This is a genomic window from Sphingomonas sp. Ell38C01, assembly GCF_055231975.1.
This window is the reverse complement of record NZ_JBUYVA010000001.1, coordinates 2,087,926-2,110,621: the sequence shown is the minus strand read 5'-3', so window position 1 is coordinate 2,110,621 and position 22,696 is coordinate 2,087,926. Positions and strand designations below refer to the sequence as shown.

Annotated in this window: 18 protein-coding genes; 12 read left to right on the top strand and 6 right to left on the bottom strand. The window is 70.1% G+C overall.

Going from position 1 to position 22,696, the window contains the following annotated elements; all coding sequences use genetic code 11:
- The first annotated feature begins 8 nt into the window (after positions 1-8).
- The 3 genes from ACV7NO_RS10035 to ACV7NO_RS10025 are packed head-to-tail and all read left to right on the top strand — an operon-like array spanning position 9 to position 5,169.
- Complete coding sequence (locus ACV7NO_RS10035; protein WP_463405860.1) at positions 9-2,384, top strand: beta-L-arabinofuranosidase domain-containing protein; 2,376 nt, start codon at positions 9-11, stop codon at positions 2,382-2,384.
- Positions 2,381-3,403 (top strand): Ldh family oxidoreductase, encoded by a 1,023-nt coding sequence (locus tag ACV7NO_RS10030; protein ID WP_463405859.1) that lies wholly within the window; start codon positions 2,381-2,383, stop codon positions 3,401-3,403. The genes ACV7NO_RS10035 and ACV7NO_RS10030 overlap by 4 nt, the downstream gene beginning before the upstream one ends.
- Positions 3,400-5,169 carry a DUF885 domain-containing protein gene (locus ACV7NO_RS10025; protein WP_463405858.1) on the top strand — a complete coding sequence of 590 codons (1,770 nt, stop codon included), beginning with the start codon at positions 3,400-3,402 and terminating at the stop codon, positions 5,167-5,169. Before ACV7NO_RS10030 ends, ACV7NO_RS10025 begins: the two co-directional genes overlap by 4 nt.
- A gap of 162 nt (positions 5,170-5,331) precedes the next feature.
- Here ACV7NO_RS10025 and ACV7NO_RS10020 read toward each other — a convergent pair whose 3' ends face one another.
- Together ACV7NO_RS10020 and ACV7NO_RS10015 are read right to left on the bottom strand one after the other, a co-directional pair.
- Positions 5,332-6,513 carry a M24 family metallopeptidase gene (locus ACV7NO_RS10020; RefSeq protein ID WP_463405857.1) on the bottom strand — a complete coding sequence of 394 codons (1,182 nt, stop codon included), beginning with the start codon at positions 6,511-6,513 and terminating at the stop codon, positions 5,332-5,334.
- Between the two features lie 11 nt (positions 6,514-6,524).
- Entirely contained in the window at positions 6,525-7,736 is a 1,212-nt protein-coding gene (locus ACV7NO_RS10015) for an NAD(P)/FAD-dependent oxidoreductase (protein WP_463405856.1), read from the bottom strand.
- 77 nt (positions 7,737-7,813) lie between these two features.
- Here ACV7NO_RS10015 and ACV7NO_RS10010 point away from each other — a divergent pair, with 77 nt between their 5' ends.
- The 9 genes from ACV7NO_RS10010 to ACV7NO_RS09970 all read left to right on the top strand — a co-directional run bounded on the left by ACV7NO_RS10010 (position 7,814) and on the right by ACV7NO_RS09970 (position 18,497).
- A complete protein-coding gene (locus ACV7NO_RS10010; protein WP_463405855.1) occupies positions 7,814-8,728 on the top strand; it encodes a dihydrodipicolinate synthase family protein in 915 nt (304 codons plus the stop codon).
- Positions 8,729-8,744: 16 nt separating this feature from the next.
- On the top strand, positions 8,745-9,743 hold the full coding sequence (locus ACV7NO_RS10005) for a 4-hydroxyproline epimerase (RefSeq protein ID WP_463405854.1): 999 nt from the start codon (positions 8,745-8,747) through the stop codon (positions 9,741-9,743).
- A gap of 40 nt (positions 9,744-9,783) precedes the next feature.
- Positions 9,784-10,458 carry a GntR family transcriptional regulator gene (locus ACV7NO_RS10000; protein ID WP_463405853.1) on the top strand — a complete coding sequence of 225 codons (675 nt, stop codon included), beginning with the start codon at positions 9,784-9,786 and terminating at the stop codon, positions 10,456-10,458.
- A gap of 43 nt (positions 10,459-10,501) precedes the next feature.
- A complete protein-coding gene (locus ACV7NO_RS09995; RefSeq protein ID WP_463405852.1) occupies positions 10,502-11,914 on the top strand; it encodes an amino acid permease in 1,413 nt (470 codons plus the stop codon).
- Between the two features lie 143 nt (positions 11,915-12,057).
- Positions 12,058-13,404, top strand: coding sequence for an HWE histidine kinase domain-containing protein (locus ACV7NO_RS09990; protein ID WP_463405851.1), 1,347 nt, complete (start codon positions 12,058-12,060; stop codon positions 13,402-13,404).
- On the top strand, positions 13,404-15,065 hold the full coding sequence (locus ACV7NO_RS09985) for an MFS transporter (protein WP_463405850.1): 1,662 nt from the start codon (positions 13,404-13,406) through the stop codon (positions 15,063-15,065). The genes ACV7NO_RS09990 and ACV7NO_RS09985 overlap by 1 nt, the downstream gene beginning before the upstream one ends.
- The gene (locus tag ACV7NO_RS09980) at positions 15,062-16,210 is read left to right on the top strand and encodes an HlyD family secretion protein (RefSeq protein ID WP_463405849.1); all 1,149 of its coding nucleotides are present in this window, start codon (positions 15,062-15,064) and stop codon (positions 16,208-16,210) included. Before ACV7NO_RS09985 ends, ACV7NO_RS09980 begins: the two co-directional genes overlap by 4 nt.
- Positions 16,207-17,595: an efflux transporter outer membrane subunit gene (locus ACV7NO_RS09975; RefSeq protein ID WP_463405848.1), complete on the top strand. Its 1,389-nt coding sequence runs from the start codon at positions 16,207-16,209 to the stop codon at positions 17,593-17,595. The genes ACV7NO_RS09980 and ACV7NO_RS09975 overlap by 4 nt, the downstream gene beginning before the upstream one ends.
- 32 nt (positions 17,596-17,627) lie before the next feature.
- Positions 17,628-18,497, top strand: coding sequence for an alpha/beta fold hydrolase (locus ACV7NO_RS09970; RefSeq protein ID WP_463405847.1), 870 nt, complete (start codon positions 17,628-17,630; stop codon positions 18,495-18,497).
- 9 nt (positions 18,498-18,506) lie between these two features.
- On the opposite strand, the gene ACV7NO_RS09965 is transcribed toward ACV7NO_RS09970, so the two are convergent.
- From ACV7NO_RS09965 to ACV7NO_RS09950, 4 genes are all read right to left on the bottom strand, one after another.
- Entirely contained in the window at positions 18,507-19,253 is a 747-nt protein-coding gene (locus ACV7NO_RS09965) for a metallophosphoesterase family protein (protein ID WP_463405846.1), read from the bottom strand.
- A 196-nt stretch (positions 19,254-19,449) separates the two neighbouring features.
- Positions 19,450-20,601, bottom strand: coding sequence for an ROK family transcriptional regulator (locus ACV7NO_RS09960; RefSeq protein ID WP_463405845.1), 1,152 nt, complete (start codon positions 20,599-20,601; stop codon positions 19,450-19,452).
- A complete protein-coding gene (locus tag ACV7NO_RS09955) occupies positions 20,598-21,761 on the bottom strand; it encodes a hypothetical protein (protein ID WP_463405844.1) in 1,164 nt (387 codons plus the stop codon). The genes ACV7NO_RS09960 and ACV7NO_RS09955 overlap by 4 nt, the downstream gene beginning before the upstream one ends.
- A complete protein-coding gene (locus ACV7NO_RS09950; RefSeq protein ID WP_463405843.1) occupies positions 21,758-22,636 on the bottom strand; it encodes a DUF6528 family protein in 879 nt (292 codons plus the stop codon). Before ACV7NO_RS09950 ends, ACV7NO_RS09955 begins: the two co-directional genes overlap by 4 nt.
- Between the last annotated feature and the right edge of the window lie 60 nt (positions 22,637-22,696).

The following is a 22,696-nucleotide window of genomic DNA, read 5'->3' as shown; positions in this document are numbered from 1 at the left end:
AGATGGAAATGTCGATCGCGCGCCGAACCTTCCTCAAGACCGGGCTGATGTCCGGCGCCGCCGCGCCGCTGCTTGCGCTGCCCGCTGCGGCGAAGACGCTCGCCACCGCGATGCCCGCGACCGCGAAGCCCTTCCCGCTCGCCGCGGTCCGCCTGCGCCCGTCGGATTTCGCGCACGCGGTCGACGTCAATCGCGCGTATCTGCTACGGCTGGAGCCGGATCGCCTCCTCCACAATTTCCGCCAGTTCGCAGGGCTCAAGCCCAAGGCCAAGGTCTATGGCGGCTGGGAAAGCGACACCATCGCGGGCCATACGCTAGGCCACTACCTCTCCGGCCTCGCCCTCACGCACGCGCAGACCGGCTGCGCCGACTGCGCGACGCGCACCGCCTACATCGTCGACCAGCTCGCCGAGTGCCAGGCGCCCGACGGCTACGTCGCCGGCTTCACCCGCAAGCGCAAGGACGGCACGATCGTCGACGGCAAGGAGATCTTCCCGGAGATCATGCGCGGCGACATCCGCTCCGCCGGGTTCGATCTCAACGGCTGCTGGGTGCCCTATTACAACTGGCACAAGCTCTACACCGGGCTGTTCGACGTCATCGATCACGTCGGCCCGAACCCGAAGGCGATGGCGATCGCCACGCGTCTCGGCGCCTATATCGACACCGTCTTCGCCGCGCTCACCGACGATCAGGTCCAGACGATGCTCGCCTGCGAGCATGGCGGCCTCAACGAGAGCTTCGCCGAGCTTCACGCACGCACCGGCAACGCGCGCTGGCTCAGGCTCGCCGAGCGCATCTACCACAAGAAGGTGCTCGATCCGCTGACGCAGAAGCACGACGAGCTGGCGAACATCCACGCCAATACGCAGGTGCCCAAGCTCATCGGCCTCGCCCGCCTCCACGACATCACCGGACGCGTCGACTATGCCACCGCCGCCCGCTTCTTCTGGGAGCGCGTGACGAAGCACCACAGCTACGTCATCGGCGGGAACGCGGACCGCGAGTATTTCTCCGCGCCGGACACGATCGCGCAGCACATCACCGAACAGACGTGCGAGCATTGCAACACCTACAACATGCTCAAACTCACGCGTCAGCTTTACGCGTGGCAGCCCGACGGCGCGCTGTTCGACTTCTACGAACGCGCGCACCTCAACCACGTCATGGCGCAGCAGGAGCCCGTCAACGGCGGCTTCACCTACATGACCCCGCTGATGACCGGCGCGAAGCGCGAGTACAGCGCGCTCGACGGCGAGGAGTTCTGGTGCTGCGTCGGCACCGGCATGGAAAGCCACGCCAAGCATGGCGAATCGATCTTCTGGGACGGTGGCGAGACGCTGATCGTCAACCTCTACATTCCCGCCGACGCGACCTGGGCCAGCCGCGACGCCACCCTCGGGCTCGCCACCGGCTACCCGTTCGACGGCGCCGCGACGCTCACCTTCGCAAAGCTCGGCAAGCCCGGTGCGTTCCCGGTCGCGCTGCGCATCCCCGGCTGGGCGAAGTCCGCCGACGTCCTCGTCAACGGCAAGCCGGTCGAGGCCGCGCGCGCGGGCGGCTACGCGATCGTCGATCGCAAGTGGAAGGCCGGCGACGCGCTCACGATCCGCCTCCCGCTCGACCTCCGCCTCGAATCCGCCCCCGGCGACGCGCAGACCGTCGCGGTGCTGCGCGGGCCGCTCGTGATGGCGGGCGATCTCGGCCGCGCCGACGGCAGCTGGGACAAGCCCGATCCCGCGATGGTCGGCGACGACCTGATCGCGCGCTTCACCCCCGTCGCCGCCGAGGCCGCGCAATACCAGACGGATAACCTCATCCGCCCCGGCGATCTCACCTTCGTCCCCTTCTACCGCCAGCACGATCGCCGCAGCGCGGTCTATTTCCGGCGCTTCACCGATGCGCAATGGTCGACCGAGGAGGCCGCCTTCCTCGCTGCGCAGGCGAAGGCCAAGGACATCGCCGCGCGGTCGGTCGACGTCATGCACCTGGGCGAGATGCAGCCCGAACGCGATCACGCGCTGACCTCCGAAATCTCCTACCCGCTCGTCTATCGCGGCCGGAACGGGCGCGACGCGCGCACCGGCGGCTTCTTCGAATTCGCGATGAAGGTGAAGCCCGGCCCGCTCATCCTCCAGGCCACCTATTGGGGCGACGAGCGCAAGCGCAGCTTCGACATCCTCGTCGACAACCAGCGCATCGCCACGCAGACGCTCGACGCGGACCAGCCCGGCAAGTTCTTCGACGTCGACTATCCGCTCCCCGAACCGCTGACGCGCGGCAAGGCGCAGGTGAAGGTCCGCTTCGTGCCGCACGACAGGAACAGCGCCGGCCCGGTCTTCGGCGTCCGCATCTTCACCGCGAAGCCGCTACCCACCGCATGACCGACACCGTCCACATGACGCTGGCGCAGGTCCGCACCTTCGCGCGCGACACGCTCGCGCGCGTCGGGCTCAGCCCGGAGCACCGCGACGCGGTCGCCGAGACGATGGTCGCGGGTGAGCGCGACGGCTGCGGGTCGCACGGCATCTACCGCCTGCTCGTCGCTGCGCACAGCGTCGCGCAAGGCGCGGTCGATCCCGCAGCGATCCCTGTTCTCACCCGGCCGAAGCCCGGCCTCGTCCGCGTCGACGGCGGCGGCGGCTTCGCGCAACTCGCGTTCGAGACGGGCCGCGAAGCGCTAGTCGAAACCGCACGCGCCAACGGCATCGCCGCGCTCGCGCTCAACAACATCGTCCATTTCGCCGCGCTCTGGCCCGAGATCGAGGCGCTGGTCGCGGACGGCCTCGTCGCGCTCGCCTTCACCCCCAGCCATGCCTGGGTCGCGCCCGCGGGCGGCACGAAGCCGCTGTTCGGCACCAACCCGATCGCGTTCGGCTGGCCGCGCCCCGGCGACACGCCGTTCGTCTTCGATTTCGCCACCAGCATGGTCGCGCGCGGCGAGATCGAGCTGCATCGCCGCGCCGGCAAGGCCGTCCCCGAGAACTGGGGCCACGCCCCCGATGGGTCTTCGACGACCGATGCGGAAGCGGTGCTGGCCGGCGCGATGCGCACCTTCGGCGGGCACAAGGGCTCCGCGCTCGCGACGATGGTCGAGCTGATCGCGGGCCCGCTGATCGGCGACCTGACCAGCACGGAATCGATCGCGATCGATCGCGGCATGAAGGCCTCCCCGCTCGGCGGCGAACTCATTCTCGCGATCGATCCCGCGGGCTTCCTCGGCGACGCGGTCGCGGCGAACCTGTCGCGCGCCGAAGCGGTGTTCGCCGGGATCGAGGCGCAGGGCGCGCGCCTTCCCGGGTCGCGCCGCCACGCCGCGCGCGCGATCAGCGAGCGCGACGGCGTGTGGATTTCGCGTAAGCTGATCGACGACATCGAAACTGTAGTGAAGGACGCGGCATGACCATTCGGCCCTGGATTCTGGCGACGCTGCTCGCCGCAACTGCCTGCCCGCTCGCCGCGCAGGTCCAGCCGGCCCCCGCCGCCTCGACCAGTGCCGACGCACGCTTCAAGGCGCTGTCCGACGGCGAATACGCCTGGCGCAAGACGCTGCGCGGGATGGACGAGGACACCCCCAAGGGCGAACGCCGCGGCCTCCCCGATGTCGGCCCCGCGACACAGGCCGCCAAGCTCAAGCGCTGGACCGAGACGGAAGCCGCGCTCGCCGCGATCGATCCGAAGACGCTCTCGCCCGCGGTCCGCACCGACTATCTCGTCTACAAGGCACAGCTCGACGCGCTGCTCGCCGAACAGCGCTACCGCGAATACGAGAAGCCGCTCAACGCCGACAGCAGCTTCTGGGGCGGGCTCGCCGGCATGGCACGCGACACCTACCGGACCGAGTCGGAGTATCGCGCCTACCTCTCGCAGCTCGCCGAGATGCCGCGCTATTACGACCAGCAGATCGTCAACATGCGCGCCGGAATGAAGCGCGGCTTCACCCAGCCGAAGATCACGCTCGACGGCCGCGACGCCGGCGTCGATCAGGTCGTGAAAGCCGGCGCGGGTGAGGAATCGCCCTTCTACGCGCCCTTCAGGAAGATGCCCGCGACGATCCCAGCCGCCACACAGGCTGCGCTGCGCGCCGAGGCGAAGCGCGTCATCGCTGCCGCGGTCGTTCCCGCGCATGCCAAGCTGCTCGCCTTCCTGCGCACCGAATACATCCCCGGCGCGCGCACCACGCTCGGCGCCTATGCGATGCCCGACGGCAAGGCCTATTACGCCTCCAAGATCAGCGAATACGTCACCCGCGACATGACCGCGGACCAGATCCACGCGCTCGGCCTGGCCGAGGTGGCGAAGATCAAGGCGCGGATGCACGACGTGATGAAGCAGGTGAAGTGGCAGGGCGACCTCGCCTCCTTCCTCGACTTCCTGCGCACCGATCCGCAATTCTACGCCAAGACTCCCCAGGCGCTCCTCGATCGCGCGGCGTGGATCGCCAAGACGTTCGACGGCAAGGCGAGCGACTGGTTCGGCCACCTGCCCCGCATGCGCTTCGCGATCATCCCCGTCGCGCCGGAGATCGCGCCCTTCTACACCAGCGGGCGCGGCGGTCCCGGCGTCTACCTCGTCAACACCTACGACCTGCCCTCGCGCGGGCTCTATTCGCTGCCTGCGCTGACGCTCCACGAAAGCGCGCCCGGCCACGCCTTCCAGATGCCGCTGGCGATGGAGCTCACCGACCTGCCCGAATATCGCCGCGACACCTATATCTCCGCCTATGGCGAGGGCTGGGCGCTCTATTGCGAGGCGCTGGGCGAGGACATGGGGATGTACGAAACCCCGTACGAGCTGTTCGGCATGCTGAGCTACCAGATGTGGCGCGCCGCGCGGCTGGTGGTCGACACCGGCGTCCACGCCAGGGGCTGGACGCGTGAACAGGCGCAGGCCTATCTGCGCGACAACACCGCGCTCTCGAACCACGAGATCACGACCGAGGTCGATCGCTACATCGCGTGGCCGGGACAGGCGCTGAGCTATTACATGGGCGAACTCACCTTCCTCGCGAACCGCGCGAAGGCGGAAAAGGCACTCGGCCCCAAATTCGACATCCGCGCCTTCCACGACGCGATGCTCAACCTCGGCTCGGTCCCCTTGCCGGTGATCGACGAACGTACCGTCCGCTTCATCGCCGAAGGCGGCAAAGGGCCATACCCGCTGAAGTGAGGACGCGCTGCCCCCTCTTCCGTTCGTGCTGAGCGTGTCGAAGCACTGCTCTTCTTCTTTTCCTTACGATGGAGAAGAAAGGCAGCCCCCTTCGACTGCCTGTCAACGCAGGCGCTCGGGACAGGCTTCGACACGCTCCGTGCGAACGGAGATCAGGCGGTTCTATCCAAAAGGCCGATCGATCGACGCCTGAGGCGCGGTGAACCACGCCGCCCCCTCCCCGGTCACATGGAAATGATCCTCCAGCCGCACCCCGAACCGGTCCGGCACCACGATCATCGGTTCGTTCGAAAAACACATCCCCGGCGCCAGCACCGTCCGGTCCCCGCGCACCAGATAGGCCGGCTCGTGAATCGCAAGGCCGATCCCGTGCCCGGTGCGATGCGGCAGGCCCGGCAGCCGATAGTCCGGCCCCAGCCCGGCGCGCTCCAGCACCGCCCGTGCCGCCGCATCCACCGCCTCGCACGACACCCCCGGCGCCACCGCCGCGAACGCCGCCGCCTGCGCCGCGTGCTCGATCTCCCACACGTCGCGGATCTCCTGCGCGACGCTGCCGAACGCATAGGTTCGCGTGATGTCCGAATGATAGCCGTGCACGCGGCAGCCGGTATCGATCAGGACGAGCTGATCCTCCTCCAGCGACTGGTCCCCCGGCAACCCGTGCGGAAACGCGGTCGCGCGCCCGAACTGCACCGCGCAGAAATACGAGCCCCCGCCCCCGATCGCATGATGCGCCGCGTCGATGAATCGCACCACCTCGCTCGCCAGAATCCCCGGCCGCAGGATCGCGGCCGCGCGGCGCTGCACCTCCAGCGTCATCGCTTTCGCCTCGGCGAGGCACGCGATCTCGGCCGCCGACTTCACCGTACGGCACCCGTCGATCGCCGCCGCGCCGTCGACCAGCGCCAGCCCCGCCGCCCGCAATGCCTCACCCCAGCCGAACGGCAGCAACGGATCGACCGCGATCATTCCCATGCCCCGCGCCGCATCCGCGACCAGCGCGACGGGGCTCTCGTCCTCCTCCCAGAACCGCAGGTCCGCGAGAACCGCCAGGTCCGCCTCCAGCGTCCCCGCCTCGAACCGCGGGCACACCACGATCGCCTCGCCCTCAACGGGCAGCAGCAACGCCACCATCCGCTCGGTCGCTCCCCACGGCACGCCCGTGAAATAGCGCAGGCTCGGCCCGGCATGCACCAGCAGCGCTCCGGCTCCCAGCGTGGCGGTCAGCGCGCGCGCCCTGTCCTGCCGCGCACGATACTCTTCCGCGCCGATCGCGGGCACCCGCGTCGCGGGCGGGCGGATCGCGGCGAGTTCGGTCGCGGCGTCGGACGTTCCGATGGTCATGGTCACTCCTGTCAGAACCGCTCGACGTCGAACGGCGATAGATCGATCGCGGGCGTCTCCCCCGTCGCCAGCGCGGCGACCAGTTCGCCCGTCACCGGCCCCAGCGTCAGCCCCAGATGCTGATGCCCGAACGCATAATAGAGATTATCCGCGCGGCGCGAGCGCCCGATCGCGGGCAGATAGTCGGGCAGCGTCGGCCGTGCGCCCATCCACCGCCGGAACGGCCCGGTGACCGGCAGCCCCAGTGCCGCCGCATGCGCCTCCAGCCGCGCCCATTTGCGCGGGTCTGCGAGCGCGTCGGCGCGCCCGAACTCGACGAACCCCGCGATCTGGACACTGTCGGCATAGCGCGTGACGATGATCGAGCGATCCTCGAACACCACCGGCGGCAGGTCCGCAGGCCATCCCGCGGCCGACGCGCGGACATGATAGCCGCGCTCCGCGATCAGCGGCACGCGGTGCCCCGCCGCCGCCATCACGCCACGCGATCCGATCCCTGCGGCGACGATCACCCGGTCCGCCTCGATGCCCTCCACCACGACGCGCGCGCCGACGCGCCGCAAGGCCCCGGCCTGCGCCACCACGCGCACCCCCGCTGCCGCCAGCGCATCGTCGAGCGCCGCCGCCAGCGCGCCGAGGTCCGCCACCTGCCCGCTCCCCACGAACCGGACCGCATCGACGACGTGCGGCGACAGCGCGCGCAACCTCGCCATCTCCTCTTCGCCGACCTCGCCGACGCGCGCCGTCCCAGTCTCGGCCGCCTGCCACGCGCGACGCCCCGCCGCACCGCTGGCCGCGCTTTCCCACGTCACGAAATGCCCATCCTCGCGCAGCAGATCCCCGCGCCCGATCGCCTCCGCCGCGCGCCGCCACGCCGGCATCGCCTCCGCCAGCAACCCGCGCAGCGCTGCAGACCCGCGCGCGAACCGCGCCGGTCGTGCCGCTGCCATCAGCCGCACCGAGAACGGCAGCCAAGCCGCCACCATCGCGATCGGCAGGTCCAGCGCGCCACCGCGTACGAACAGCCGACGCGGCATCGACCGGATCGTCGCGATCGACGCCAGCGGCGCGACCTGCTCGGTTGCGATATGCCCCGCATTGCCCCACGATGCGGCACTTCGGTCGGTCGCGGGATCAAGCTGCGTCACCGCTTCGCCGCGACGAGCCAGGGACAACGCGATCGACCGTCCGACGATGCCCCCGCCGATCACACAAAACGTCATCGGCAAGCCAAACTGTTATTGCACATGCTCACTCATTATCGTATACGGTATTCAGAAACAAGATGCAGGACGATAGCATGACGATCGATTGGCAGGGCGTGTTCCCCGCAGTGACGACCCAGATCCGCGAAGACATGACGATCGACATCGCCGATACGCAGCGCGTCGTCGACGATCTGATCCGCGACGGCGTCACCGGCCTGATCGCGCTCGGCACCGTCGGCGAGAACAATTCGCTGACCTTCGAGGAGAAGGTAGAAGTCCTGACCGCGATCGTCGAGGTCGTCGATGGTCGGATTCCCGTGGTAACCGGTGTCTCAGAATATGACACCCGTCGCGCGGTCGCCTATGCGCAAGCCGCGGAGAGGGCCGGCGCCGATGGGCTGATGCTGCTGCCGCCGATGGTCTATGTGCCCAAGCCGCACGAACTCGCCGCGCATTTCAAGGGCGTGGCGCAGAGCATGGCGCTGCCGATCATGCTCTACAACAATCCGCCCGCCTATCGCACGACGATCGACGCCGACGTGCTCGAGATGCTGGTCGACGTGCCCAACATCGTCGCGATCAAGGAATCGTCGCCCGACACGCGCCGCTTCACCGATTTCCGCAACATGTTCGGCGATCGCTTCGTACTCTTCGCGGGGCTCGACGACGTCGCGCTCGAGGGCATGTATCTGGGCGCGCAGGGCTGGGTTTCCGGGCTCACCAACGCGTTCCCCAAGGAATCGGTCGAGTTGGTCCGCGCGTTCCAGCGCGGCGACCATGCCAAGGCGATAGAGATCTATCGCTGGTTCATGCCGCTCCTCCATCTCGATGCGGAGCATGATCTCGTCCAGTCGATCAAGCTCGCCGAGCAGGTCATGGGGCGCGGATCGGAGCGCGTGCTGCCGCCGCGCTATCCGCTCGTCGGCGCGCGCCGTGCCGAGGTGATCGCGATGGTCGAGAAGGCCGCCGAAACGCGCCCCTCGCTCGCGCCCGCAAAGGCCGCGTAAGACCGGATCGACCGCGATGCGCCACACCTTCTTCTGTATCGACGGCCACACCGCGGGCAACCCGGTGCGGCTCGTCGCGGGCGGCGCGCCGCTGCTGAAGGGCGCGTCGATGTCGGAGCGCCGGCAGGACTTCCTCGCGCGGTTCGACTGGATCCGCACGGGGCTGTGCTTCGAGCCGCGCGGGCATGCGATGATGTCGGGCGGGTTCCTCTATCCGCCGACCTTGCCCGATACCGATATCGGCATCCTCTTCATCGAGACGTCGGGCTGCCTGCCGATGTGCGGCCACGGCACGATCGGGATGGTGACGTTCGGGCTCGAGCACGGCCTGATCGAGCCCGCGACACCGGGCCGGCTCAGGGTCGAGGTGCCCGCCGGCGTCATCGACATCGCCTACGAGGTCGAGGGCGACAAGGTGACCGCGGTGCGGATCACCAACGTCCCCGCCTATGTAGCGGCGCGCGGCGTGGAGATCGACGTCGAGGGCCTCGGCCCGCTCACCGTCGACGTCGCCTATGGCGGCAACTATTATGCGATCGTGGAGCCGCAGGGCGCGTATGCCGGCGTCGACGCGATGGGCGCGGACCGTCTCGTCGCGATGGGCCGACGCGTCCGCGCCGCGATGCAGGCGGCGATCGAGCCCGTCCACCCGCTCGATTCCACGATCCGCGGCGTCAGCCACGTCCTGTGGGCCGACGCGCCGCGCGGCGATGGCGCCGATGGCCGCAACGCGGTGTTCTATGGCGAGGGCGCGATCGATCGCAGCCCCTGCGGCACCGGCACCTCGGCCCGCCTCGCGCATCTCGCCGACAAGGGCGTGCTCGCGGTCGGCGATCGCTTCGTCCACGAGAGCTACATCGGCAGCCGCTTCATCGGCCGCGTCGAGTCCGCGACCATGCTGGGCGACGTCCCCGCGATCGTCCCCTCGATCGAGGGATCCGCGATCGCCACCGGTTTCAACACGATCTGGATTGATCGCGCCGATCCGTTCTGGAAAGGTTTCGCCGTCCTATGACGGCGCACCCCCGCGCCGCCCGTGCGGAGAACCCCACCCCGTGAGCACAGCCCCGCCGCGCAACAACATCGTCGTGCGTACTTTGTCCGACCAGGTGTTCGAGATCGTTCGCGAGCGCATCGTCACCGGCTCGCTCAGCCCGGAGGTCCCGATCCGGCAGGACGCGCTGGCGACCGATCTCGGCGTCAGCAAGATCCCGCTGCGCGAGGCGCTGGCCCGGCTCGAACAGGAAGGGCTGCTCGTCAGCCAGGCGAATCGCGGCTATTCGGTGCGCCGGATGTCCGCCGACCAGGCCGACGAGATCTACGCGTTGCGCCTCGTGATCGAGCCCGCCGCCGCGGGTCGGGGCGCCGCGCACGCCAACGAGACGGCGCGCGTCGATGCGCTCGCCGCATTCCACGCGCTCGACGAGGCGGCGCATACCAACCTTGCCGAGGTCGCGATGCGCAACCGCGACTTCCACACCGCGCTGGTCCGCCCCGGTGGACGGCTGCTGACGACGCAACTGGTCGAGCGGCTCGCGATTCTCGCCGAGCGCTATGTCGTCGCGCATCTCGAGCCCGCCGGCCGCGACGCGCGCGCGCATATCGAGCACCGCGCGATGCTCGACGCGTGGATGGCGCGCGACGCCGCCGCGGTCGAGGCGCTGCTCCACGACCATATCGAACGCACCCTGCTCGATCTGCGCACGCAGTTCGCGGCCGGGCAAGGCTGACCGGCGCGCCCGCGCGTCCGGTCGACATTCCAAGGGGGACACCATGTCGATCATCGGACCGCGCAAGGCGCTCGGGGCGCACGCCCCCGCCGGGCAGACGCTCGCCAAGACGCTCAGCTGGCCGCACCTGATCGCGCTGGGGGTCGGCGCGATCGTCGGCACCGGCATCTACACGCTGACCGGCGTCGGCGCGGAGCGCGCGGGGCCCGCGGTCATCCTCGCCTTCGCGATCGCGGGTGCGGTCTGCGCCTGCGCCGCGCTCGCCTATGCCGAACTCGCGACGATGATCCCCGCGGCGGGCAGTGCGTACACCTTCAGCTACACCGCGCTCGGGGAAACGGTGGCGTGGGTCGTCGGCTGGTCGCTGATCCTCGAATATTCGCTTGCCTGCTCGACGGTCGCGGTCGGCTGGTCGGGCTATCTCGTCGGCTGGATCCAGGCGGCGGGCGTCTCCCTGCCGGCCGAACTGCTGGTTGGCCCGCATGCCGGCGGCCTCATCAACCTGCCCGCGGTGCTGGTCGCATTGGCGGTGATGGGCATGCTGGTCGCGGGCACGCGCGAGAGCGCCACGCTCAACATCGTCCTCGTCGTCATCAAGCTCGTCGCGCTGGCGATCTTCGTCGCCTTCGCCGCGCCGGCATTCGATACCGCGAACCTCCATCCCTTCATGCCCTACGGCTTCGGCAGCACCGAAGTGGAGGGCACCAAGCGTGGGGTGATGGCCGCCGCCGCGATCGTCTTCTTCGCCTTCTACGGGTTCGACGCGGTCGCGACCTCCGCGGAGGAAGCCAAGAACCCGGGCCGCGACCTGACGATCGGCATCGTCGGGTCGATGGTGCTGTGCACCGCGATCTACATGGCGGTCGCGGTCGCGGCGATCGGCGCGATTCCGTTCCGCACGCTCGCCGACTCGCCCGAGCCGCTCGCGCTCGTCCTGCGCACGCTCGGCCAGCCCGTCGCCGCGCATCTGATCGCGCTCGCCGCGGTCATCGCGCTGCCATCGGTCATCCTCGTCATGATGTACGGCCAGAGCCGCATCTTCTTCGTGATGGCGCGCGACGGCCTGCTCCCGCAGGCGCTGGCGAAGGTCAGCCCGCGCAGCGGCGCGCCGACGCGGATCACGATCATCACCGGATTGACGATCGCCGCGGTCGCGGGCTTCTTCCGTCTCGACGAGATCGCCGAGCTCGCCAACGCCGGCACGCTGGTCGCGTTCGTCTCGGTCGGCGCGTGCCTGATGGTCCTTCGCCGCACCGCGCCCAACGCCGCCCGCCTGTTCCGCTGCCCCGCGCCGTATCTGGTGGGCACCGGCGCGATCCTGGGTTGCCTCTACCTCCTCTACAGCCTGCCCGGCGCGACGCTGGTCCGGTTTGCCGGGTGGAACGCGATCGGGCTCGTCGTCTACTTCGCCTATGGCCGACGCGCCAGCTTCGCGCGCCGCGCCGCCGCGGCCTGATCCGGTCGATCGGGGCGTCGTTACGCCGACGGTTTAGATTCGCATGAGTGTCGTGCTAGGCCGCTGGCGAAGGCGCGGCGGCACCCCGCCGCCCATGTGCGAATCGGATGACGAGGACGAACGTCACACCTCTGGTCGATCGGATGCTCGGATGGTCGATCGACCATCCGCTGCCCCGGTTCGCGCGCTATGGCCTGGCGATCGGCGTGGTCGCGCTGGTCGCGCTCGTGCGGGCGATGTTCGTGACCGAACTGCTGCCGTGGCTGCTCTTCATACCCACGATCCTCGTCCTCTCGCTCATGCTCAGCGAAGGCCCCGCGTATTGCGCGGCCATGTTCTCGACCCTGCTGGCCGCGATCACGATCGGACGCGCTGCGAACCCCGCCTTCCTGACCGGGCCGCAATGGGCGGGATCGATCCTGTTCCTGGCGATCGCGATCGCGGTCGCGCGGCTGGCGGGCGAACTGCGCGCGGCGTTCCGTCGCTTCCGCGCGCTGAACGCCTATCTGGCCGGTCGCGAAACTTTTCTGTCGAGCGTCCTGGCCAGCTCGACCGACTGCATCAAGGTCCTCGATCTCGACGGCCGCGTGGTGTTCATGAGCGAAGGCGGCCAGCGCGTGATGGAGGTCGACGATTTCGCCGCGATCGCCGGGTGCCCCTGGCCCGACTTCTGGACCGGCAACGGCCATGTCGAGGCGATCGCTGCGATCGCCGCCGCGCGCGCGGGTGGCGCGAGCCACTTCATCGGCAAGGCGGACACGATGAAGGGCACGCCCCGCTGGTGGGACGTCTCGGTGTCCGCGATTCCTGGCCCGGACGGCATGCCGGAGCGGATCCTGTCGGTTTCGCGCGACAACACCGCGCTGATGGCCGCGCAGGAGCGGCAGCAGTTGCTCAACGCCGAACTCGGCCATCGTCTCAAGAACATCCTCGCGCTCGTCCAGTCGATCGCCAACCAGACGTTCCGGCGCGCCGACGACGTCGCCGCCGCCAACGCCACCTTCGCCGCTCGGCTTGCGGCGCTCGGCAAAGCCACCGACGTGCTGACCGGCAAGGCCTGGGCGGCGGCGACGCTTGACGAGGTCGCGCGCGCCGGGCTGACATCGGTCGACGGCATGCGTCCGCGCGTCAGCGTCCACGGGCCAGAGATCCTGCTGTCGCCCCAGATCGCGCTTGCGCTGACTCTGGCGCTCCACGAACTGACCACCAACGCGTGCAAATACGGCGCGCTGTCGAACGACAGCGGAACGGTGGACCTGCAATGGGCGATCGGCCCCGGCGCCGAAGACGCGGATCGCCGCTTCACGCTGACCTGGCGCGAGGCGGGTGGACCGCCCGTGGTGGAGCCGACCCGCCGCGGCTTCGGCTCGACGATGATCGAACGCTCGCTCAGCGCCTATTTCCGCGGCAAGGCCGCGCTGGCGTTCGAGCCCGACGGGCTGGTCTTCCACATCGACGCGCCGGTTCGCGGCAATCTGCTGGGCGAGTGATGCCCGCGTCCGGCGTCCTGCCGCGAATCCGCCGCTGGCTGGCGGAGGAGGAATGGACCTTCGCCCCGCACGAGCGCCCGATCATGCCCGGGTCGCCCGCCTCCCCCGATCATCCCAATCCGCGCCGCATCGCCTATGCCGCGATCGGCGTGCTCGTCGGGCTCACCGGCGGGCTGGGCAACGCGCTGATCGCCGCCAACACCACCACGCTGCAAGGCTCGCTCGGGCTCGATCCCGCGGAAATCGCATGGCTGCCGACCGTCTACGTGATGACGAACACGTCGATCAACCTGCTGCTCATCAAGTTCCGCCAGCAGTTCGGGTTGCGCCCGTTCGCGATGATCTTCCTCGGGCTCTACGCGCTGCTCACCTTCGCGCACCTGTTCGTCCGCGATTTCTGGTCCGCGATCGCGGTACGCGCCGCCAGCGGCATGGCGGGCGCCGCGCTGTCGACGCTCGGGCTCTACTACATGATGCAGGCGCTGCCCGCGAAGTGGCGCCTGAAGGCGCTCGTCATCGGCATCGGCGTGCCGCAATGCGCGACGCCGCTCGCGCGGCTCTTCTCGCCCGATCTGCTCGCGATGTCGCAGTGGCGCGCGCTGTACCTGTTCGAACTGGGCCTCGCACTCCTGTCCTTCGCAATGGTCAGCCTGCTGCGCCTTCCCCCCACCGAACGCCGCCCCGCGTTCGAGCCGCTGGATTTCGTCACCTTCGCGCTGTTCGCGATCTCGGTCGCGCTGTTCGCCGCGGTGCTGGGCGAGGGGCGGATCGTCTGGTGGACGCAGGCGCCCTGGATCGGCTGGGCGCTGGTGATCGCGATCCCGCTGCTCGCCGCCGCGCTCTTCATCGAGCACCACCGTGCCAACCCCCTCCTCAACACCCGATGGCTCGGCAGCGGCGACATCGTCCGGTTCGCGATCGTCACGATCATGGCGCGGATCGTGCTGTCCGAACAAAGCTATGGTGCAATCGGGCTGCTGACCGTGCTGGGCCAGAACAACGATCAGTTGCAGACGCTTTACCTCATCATCTTCGTCGCCTCGGTCGCGGGCGTCGCGGCCAGCGCGATCACGCTCGACGTCACCCGCCTGTCGCATCCGGTAATGCTCGCGATCGCGCTCGTCGCGGTCGCCGCCTTCATCGATTCGCACGCCACCAGCCTGACGCGCGCGCCCCAGCTCTACGTCACGCAGGCGATGATCGCGTTCGCCGCCACCTATTTCCTCGGCCCCGCGCTGCTGTTCGGAATGACGCGCGCGCTCCAGGCCGGCACCGGCCACGTCATCAGCTTCATCGCGCTGTTCGGGATCGTCAACTCGATCGGCGGGTTCGCGGGCACCGCCCTGCTCGGCACCTACCAGACGATTCGCGAGAAGGCGCACAGCGCTGCGATCGTCCAGACGATCGACCCGACCGATCCGATCGTGACGCAGCGGCTCCAGGCGGGCGGCGTCGCGGTGTCGCGCGTCATCGGCGACCCGGCGCTGCAACGCGCGGAAGGCGCCGCGATCCTGTCGCAGACCGCAACGCGCGAAGCCAATGTGCTGGCCTATAACGACGTCTTCCGCCTGGTCGCGATCCTGGCGGCGCTGACGACCGCGTTCCTCGCATTCCTGCTTGTCCGCCGCCGCTGGCAGTCGCAAAGGGCGAACGCCGCATGACCGACACGAAGACTCCCCCCGTCGCCGCCGAACCCGTGACCGAGGAACGCGCCGCCGAAGAGGCCGCCGCCGCGCCGGTCGGCTCGGGCTGGCGTCCCCCGCGCCTCAGCCGCACCGCGCTCGTCGTCACGATCCTGCTCGTCGTCGGCGGGGTCGCGGCGGTGCTGGCGGCATGGCGGCTGCCGCCGTTCGTGAGCGCGTACGAGGCGACCGACAACGCCTATGTCCGCGGCCGCACCACCGTCATCAGCCCGCAGGTCAGCGGCTATGTCACGCAGGTCCTCGTCCGCGATTTCGCGGTGGTGAAGCCGGGCGACGCGCTCGTCCGCATCGACGACCGCATCTATCGCCAGCGCGTCGAACAGGCGCGGGCGCAGCTCCAGTCCGCCAACGCTACGCTCGCCAACGCGACGCAGACCGAACGGGCGCGCGCCGCCAGCTTCGCCGCGCAGGATGCCGCCGTCGCCAACGCGGAAGCGCAGCTGATGCGCGCGCAAGCCGACATGAACCGCGTGAACGACCTCGTCACCGACGGCTCGGTCAGCCTGCGCGAGCGCGACCAGACGCTCGCCGCGCTCCGTCAGGCGCAGGCGCAGCGGCTCCAGGCCCGCGCCGCGCGCGAGATCGCGCGGCAGGACATCCGCACCGTCGCGGTCGGCCGCGGCGGGCAGCAGGCGGGGGTCTCGGGCGCGGACGCCGCGGTGAAGCTCGCACAGATCGATCTCGCCAACACGATCGTCCGCGCGCCGGAAGGCGGGCGGCTCAGCGAGGTCGGCGTCCGCCTCGGGCAATATGTCACCGCCGGCTCGCAGCTGATGTTCCTCGTGCCCCCCGAAACCTGGGTCATCGCCAACTTCAAGGAAGCGCAGACCGCGCGGATGACGGTCGGCCAGCGCGCCACCTTCACCGTCGACGGCCTCGCCGACGCGCGGCTGACCGGCCGCGTCGAGCGCCTCTCCCCCGCTGCCGGCAGCGAGTTCGCGGTGCTCAAGTCCGACAACGCCACCGGCAACTTCACCAAGGTGCCGCAGCGCATCGCGGTCCGCATCCGCATCGATGCCGGCCAGCCCCTCGCCGCCCGCCTCCGCCCCGGCATGTCGGTCCAGGCGCGCGTCGACGTCTCGTCCGGCCCGGTCATCCGGTGAAACCCGCGCATCTCGCGGCGGCATTCGCCCTCACCCTCTCCGCCTGCATCGGCCCGCGCCCCGCGACGCCCCCCACCGCCGCAGTCTCCCCGCCCCCCGCATGGCGCACGCAGCTCGGCCCCGGCGCGCCCGTCCGCGCCGACTGGTGGACCGCGTTCGGCGATCCCGTCCTCACCGCACTCGTCACCCGCGCGCTCGCGAACAACCCGGACGTCGCGACCGCCGCCGCCCGCGTCGAGGAAGCGCGCGCCGCCGCCCGCCTCGCCCGCGCGCAGCAGGCGCCGACGATCGGCGGTTCGCTCCCGACCAGCGACGGCCAGACCGTCAGCCCGTTCGGGACCCCCAGCGATGCGCTCGGCGCGCAGCCCGCGATCCAGGCGAGCTACGATCTCGACCTGTTCGGTCGCCTCCGGCAGGCGACCCGCGCCGCCCGCGCGCAGTTGCTCGCCAGCGAGGGCGCACGCGACACCGTCCGCCTCGCGATCGCGACGCAGGTCGCCACCGGCTACGTCACGCTGCGCGCGCTCGACCAGCGCGTGGCGGTCGCGCGCGACACGCTCGCCGCGCGCAGCGACGCGCTGCGCATCGCGCGCCGCCGCGCCGAGACCGGCTACACCTCCAGCCTCGAACTCCGGCAGGCGGAGGGCGAGTATCGCGCGACCGAACAGCTCGTGCCGCAGGCGCTGCTCCTCGTCAGCCGGCAGGAGAACGCCCTCGCGCTCCTCCTGGGTGACACCCCCCGCACGATCGAGCGGGGCCTCCCGCTCGATCGGCTCGCCGCGCCCGCCATCCCCGACGGTCTCCCTGCGGACCTGCTCCGCCGCCGGCCCGACCTCTTCCAGGCCGAACAGGCGCTGGTCGCCACCGACCGCTCCCTCGACAGCGCGCGGGCCGCGATGCTCCCCAACGTCGCGCTCACAGGGTCTGCGGGTGTCGTCCTGTCGACCGCACTCGCGAACCCGATCGCCGTGTTCTCGATCGGGGGCAGCATCCTCGCGCCGATCTTCGATGCCGGCCGGCTGCGCGCGCAGGCCGACGTTGCCGCCGCGCGCCGCGACCAGGCCGCATTCGCCTATCGCAAGGCCGCGCTGTCCGCGTTCCGGGAAGTCGACGACAGCCTCGCCGGCGTGCTCCGCTCGGGCGAGCAGGCGACCGCGCTCGAACGGCAACGCACCGCGCTCGCCGGCGCGCTCCGCAACGCCACCAACCGCTACCGCGCCGGCTATTCGGACTATCTCGTCCAGCTCGACGCGCAGCGCGGCCTGCTCGCCGCGGACCTCTCGCTGATCCAGGCGCGAGCCGACCGTCTCACCGCCTATGTCACGCTTTACCAGGCGCTCGGCGGCGGCTGGGCCCGCGAAGACGTGGTGGCGGTAGGGCGTTGACGACCATGACGGCCCGCGCGATGGACACGGGCATGACTCTTCCCGGCCCGACCTCGCACGCTTTCGTCTCGCAGCGGCTTCGCCTCCATTATGCCGACTGGGGCAACCCGGATGCGCGGACGCTGCTGCTCGTCCATGGCGGCCGCGATCACTGCCGCAGCTGGGACTGGGTCGCGAACGAACTCCGCCACGACTGGCATGTCATTGCGCCCGACCTGCGCGGGCACGGCGACAGCCAATGGTCGCCCGACGGCCATTACGACGTCACAACGCTGGTCTACGATCTCGCACAGCTGATCCACCAGCTCGACGAGACGCCGGTCACGATCGTCGCGCACTCGCTGGGCGGCAATGTCAGCCTGCGCTACACCGGGTTGTATCCCGAGCGCGTCCGCAAGCTCGTCGCGATCGAGGGGCTCGGCCCCTCCCCCAAGGTCCAGGCGGAGCGCGAGGCGACCCCGCTTGCCGAACGCTGGCGCAAGTGGATCGCTGACAAGCGTACCGCCGCCGGCCGGCTGCCGAAACGCTATGCGACGATCGACGACGCCTTCGCGCGGATGAAGGCGGAGAACGCCTATCTCACGGACGAACAGGCGCGCCACCTGACCGTCCACGGCGTCAGCCGCAACGAGGACGGGACGTACAGCTGGAAGTTCGACAACCACCTCAACGTCTGGCCCGTCCACGATCTGCCCCAGCGCGAGATCGAGGCACTCTGGCGCGCGATCACCTGCCCCACGCTGCTGCTGTACGGCGCGGACAGCTGGGCCTCGAACCCCGAGCACGACGGCCGCATGGCGCATCTCGATACCGCGCGCGTCGTCGAGTTCGAGAATGCCGGCCACTGGCTACACCACGACCAGTTCGACCGCTTCATGCGCGAGATCCGCGCCTTTCTCTAGCCATGGCGCTTACAGGGCCACCGTCGCCGCATCGAACCGCCGCACCATCGTCCGGAATGCGCCGTCCTCGACGACGATCTGGTTGAAGGCCGGTGGCGTCGCGCGCGTGCGGACCGAAAGCGTCCCCGCACCGATCAGCCGGATGCCGCGTCCGCCATGCTCGTACCCCACGTCGAACGGATCATGGACATGTCCGGACAGCACCGCATCTGCCCCTGCCCCGATCAGCGTCTCGAGCGCATCGCGCCCCCCGCGCGTATCCGCTGTCCCCTTCGTTCCCGCCTCGACCAGCGGATGATGCGCCGCGACGAAGATCAGGTTCCCCGCCGGCGCATCCGCGATCTGCCGCAACGCGCGATCGAGCGATCCGTCGCTCACCCGCCCCTTCGACCAGTTCCACCGCAACTGCGCGCGCGCGGTCGTCTTCAGCGGCACGATCGAGACGCCGGGCAATTCGAGCGGCTGCTCGATCATCCGCTCGATCGCGGCATAGCGGTGATAGGGCCGGAACATCCGCCGCAGCGGATCCGAATAATAGGGAATGTCATGGTTCCCTACCTCGACGGTGACAGGAACGCCGAGCGCGGAAAGCCACTCGGCCCCGTCGCGAAACTCCGACGTGCGCGCGCGCATCGTCAGGTCGCCGGTCATCACCACCGCCTCGGGTCGCTCCTCGGCGACACACCGCGCGAACCAGGCAAGCGCTGCCGGATCCTCCGCCCCGAAATGCACGTCACTGACATGGAATAGCTTCATCGCCCGCCAACGCGCTGTGCGGCGAAAGGATCACCGATGGTGGACAGAGAACGCGTGGGGCCGGTGAAGGAAATATGCCGTTGCGGCAGGTGGCTGTTGGCCAAGGCCCGGCGGACCTCTCCTCCGAACAATCAATGCAAAGAGCAGCACATCGGAGCTGCGCCGAACCGCGCGCGCGTGGTCTCGCCATGCGGGATCAGCCGAAGAACGCGCCCCGCATCGGCAGCATCGCCGCGCCCAGTGCCGCGGCATCTCCAGACAGCGTCGACGCGACGATGCGCATCGCGGGCCGGTGCCGCCCGCGCCGGGGCGGATTGGTCACGCAGATCCGTCGCGCGATCCGCTCCGCCAGAGCGGTGGGCAGACGACCGCCCAGCACCAGCATTTCCGGATCGAGCGTCGCGGATATGGCGGACGCGACCAGGTTCAGCGATGGCGCGCAAAGGTCCAGCCATCCGTCGATGCAGGGATCGTGCGGATCGAATCCCGCCAGCATCGCGTGCAGGTCCGACCAAGCGCTCCCCTGCTCCGCCAGAAACGCCCGCAAGGATTCCAGGTTGGGCTGCGGCCAGTCCGCGGGCAGGATCGACGCGAACTCCCCCGCATTGCCGTGCCGGCCGCGCAGCGGTTGCCCGCCGGAGATCACGCCGCCGCCGAACCCGGCCGAAAAATACAGATAGGCAAAATCCCCGACGTGTCGCCCCACGCCCAGCATCGCTTCGCCCACCGCGGCGACGTTGCCGTCATTGTCGATCCACACCTTTGCGCCGAACGCCTCGGCCAGCAGCGTATCGAGCGGCACCAGCGCCCAGGGATCGAGCAGCCGCGGCGGATTGAGCCGCGCGCCGTCACCGACGAAATAACCGGTCACGCCCACGCCGATCCCGACCATCGCGCTCGGGTTCCACCCGGCCTCTTCGATGGCCGCCGCGATCATCGCGCCGATCTGCGCGGTGGCGTCGGCGATCTCGATTCCCGCCAGCCGCTCCGTCCGCGCCGCCGCGACCGTGCCCGCGAGATCGAGCAGCACCAGCGACACCGCATCGGTCATCACCGACAAGCCCACCGCGAACGCCGCACGTCCCACCAGCGTCAGCTTCGCGCTCGGCTTGCCGCGCCCCGCCGCCAGCGGCGCGCCCTCCTCGACAAGCCCGCGTTCGATCAGCGGCTCGACCAGCCGCGTGATCGAATGCGGCGCCAGCCCCGTCAGCCGCGCGAGATCCGCGCGCGAGGCGGCGCCGTGGCGCGACAGCAGGTCCATCACCACGCGTTCGTTCGCGGTCGCGGTGCGCTTGCCGTCGTCGCGCAGGAAATGGTCGGGAAACGCCCCCGCGGTGATGCCGCTCATCGCCGCGAAAAGGCGGTTTGCGTGCGCGAAGTCAAGCCGGGGCGGATCCACAGCGCGGCGACGACGCAGGCTACGGCCGCTGCGGTCGCGAACAGCGCGAACCCCGCGGGCGTGAACACGGCCCCGCGCCCCAGCCCCGCCGCCAGCGCAAGCCCTGCGCTCCCCAGCGCCAGCTTGGACACCATCGTGTACAGTCCATATCCCCGCGCGCCCCGCGCCAGCGCGGGCAGCAGCGCCCAGCCGATCAGGTTCGTCATCCCCAGCACCATCCCCAGCGCCAGTAGCGCGAGCACCGTCACGCCCCACGCGAACGCCACCGCCACCACCGCCGCGACCAGATACGCCGCCCCCAACAGCGCCAGCCCGCGTCCGGCGTCCGCGATCCGCAACGGCACCAGCGCGGAGACGGTCCGTCCCGCGGTCAGCAGCAGCAGCATCGACGCGGCGTCGATCGTCACCCCCGCGGGCGGCGCATGCAGCGCGGCCTTGGCCAGCCCGCCCAGCGCGACGATCCCGACGACGCTCGCCACCAGGAACCGCAGCGGCAACGCCAGCCCTCCCCGCACGCCGCGCGGCGCGGGCACCAGCGGCATCCGCACGAGCAGCGGCACCAGCGCCATCCCGATCGCCAGCGCCGCGCCCGCCAGCGCCCACAGCACCGGCGCGATCGCCCCCGCATCGATTACCCCGCGCGCGCTCCACGCGACCGCGAACCCCGCCGCTCCCGTCCCGATCGTCCGTCCGCGCGACAGCCACGCCGCCTGCCCGGGCCCGGGCGCCAGTCGCGACATCAGCGCGTTGTGCGGCACGTCGTAGCCCGCATAGGCGACACGGAACACCAGCATCGCCGCCAGCACCGCGCCCGTGCCCCAGGGCGCCAGCAGCATCGTCGCCGGAAAGCTCGCCGCGCTCACCGCCAGCGCCACCGCCGCCAGCGCCGCGGCGTGCGCGGGATGCCGGTCGAGCCATATCCCGACGCCCAGGTCCGCGACCGCATTGGCCGCCAGCGCGATCAGGAACAGCGCGCCCGCCACCACCGGATCCATCCGGTACAGGGTGACGAGCACGTACAGCGTCAGCAGGTCGCTCGCCGCCCACAACAGGCTCTTGCCGACATGCGCGGTGCAATAGGCGCCCCAGGCGACGGCATACGGCGTCACCGGATCCAGCGGACCTTGTAGAGGTGCATCCCCGTCACCGGCACGCGCACCGCGTCGCCACCATCGGCGCGCGCGATCGTGAAGCCGTTCGCCCACCAGCTCTCCTCCGCCTGCACCCAGGCCAGACGCCCGTCCATCGCGCTCACCGCCTTCACGCGCAGCTTCGGATTGAGCGCCGCGACCGCCTCGAAGCTGCCCGCCTTCGGGTCGAACGTCCACACTCCGTCGTCGGTGGTGACCAGATAGCGCCCGTCCGCGCGGCGCGACAGGTCGTGCCCGTCGCGCCGCCCCGGCAGGGTCCAGCGCGCCGCCTCGATCAGCGTCGGCGCCGCACGCGTCCCGCCCACCGTGAACGCCTGGATCAGATCGTGCGACAGCGCGAGCAACTGCCCGCGCGCCGCGTCCCACACCGCGCCATGCCCCGAAGGCAGCGGCACCTGCGCCAACGGCACCTCGCTGCGCGCACGATCGTAGATCTCCAGCCGGTCGCCCGCCTTGTGGATCGACAGCGCCACCGCGACGCGTCCGTCGGGCAGCGCGTCGGCGGAGTGCGCCATCGGCGCGGTCGCGCGGAACGTCACGCGCCCGCTCGCCCGGTCGATCAGCGCCACCCCACCGGTCGATGCAGTGACGAGGATCGACCGCCCCCCGTCGACCGGCTTGCAGTCGTCGATATGCGCCAGCAGCTTCGTCCGGTACGCCGCGGGCAGGTCCTGCGCCGATGCCGCGGTCCAGCGCCACGACTCGGTCGCTACATTACCGTCGATCCGGTACTCGCGCACTTGGTCGTCGCCGCACGCATAGAGCCGCTCCGCCGTCAGCGCAGGCTGCGCGACGCCCGCCAGCGCAAGGACCATCCCGTTGAAAACCTTCATCATTACTCTCTCCGACACGAAGCATTTGCCAAAGCGTAGCGTATCGTCATAGATATGTCA

Coding starts and splice junctions, on each gene's coding strand:
- ACV7NO_RS10035 (WP_463405860.1), top strand. CDS start 9: ATGTCGATCGCGCGCCGAACCTTCCTCAAGACCGGGCTGATGTCCGGC.
- ACV7NO_RS10030 (WP_463405859.1), top strand. CDS start 2,381: ATGACCGACACCGTCCACATGACGCTGGCGCAGGTCCGCACCTTCGCG.
- ACV7NO_RS10025 (WP_463405858.1), top strand. CDS start 3,400: ATGACCATTCGGCCCTGGATTCTGGCGACGCTGCTCGCCGCAACTGCC.
- ACV7NO_RS10020 (WP_463405857.1), bottom strand. CDS start 6,513: ATGACCATCGGAACGTCCGACGCCGCGACCGAACTCGCCGCGATCCGC.
- ACV7NO_RS10015 (WP_463405856.1), bottom strand. CDS start 7,736: ATGACGTTTTGTGTGATCGGCGGGGGCATCGTCGGACGGTCGATCGCG.
- ACV7NO_RS10010 (WP_463405855.1), top strand. CDS start 7,814: ATGACGATCGATTGGCAGGGCGTGTTCCCCGCAGTGACGACCCAGATC.
- ACV7NO_RS10005 (WP_463405854.1), top strand. CDS start 8,745: ATGCGCCACACCTTCTTCTGTATCGACGGCCACACCGCGGGCAACCCG.
- ACV7NO_RS09995 (WP_463405852.1), top strand. CDS start 10,502: ATGTCGATCATCGGACCGCGCAAGGCGCTCGGGGCGCACGCCCCCGCC.
- ACV7NO_RS09990 (WP_463405851.1), top strand. CDS start 12,058: ATGCTCGGATGGTCGATCGACCATCCGCTGCCCCGGTTCGCGCGCTAT.
- ACV7NO_RS09985 (WP_463405850.1), top strand. CDS start 13,404: ATGCCCGCGTCCGGCGTCCTGCCGCGAATCCGCCGCTGGCTGGCGGAG.
- ACV7NO_RS09980 (WP_463405849.1), top strand. CDS start 15,062: ATGACCGACACGAAGACTCCCCCCGTCGCCGCCGAACCCGTGACCGAG.
- ACV7NO_RS09970 (WP_463405847.1), top strand. CDS start 17,628: ATGACTCTTCCCGGCCCGACCTCGCACGCTTTCGTCTCGCAGCGGCTT.
- ACV7NO_RS09965 (WP_463405846.1), bottom strand. CDS start 19,253: ATGAAGCTATTCCATGTCAGTGACGTGCATTTCGGGGCGGAGGATCCG.
- ACV7NO_RS09960 (WP_463405845.1), bottom strand. CDS start 20,601: ATGAGCGGCATCACCGCGGGGGCGTTTCCCGACCATTTCCTGCGCGAC.
- ACV7NO_RS09950 (WP_463405843.1), bottom strand. CDS start 22,636: ATGAAGGTTTTCAACGGGATGGTCCTTGCGCTGGCGGGCGTCGCGCAG.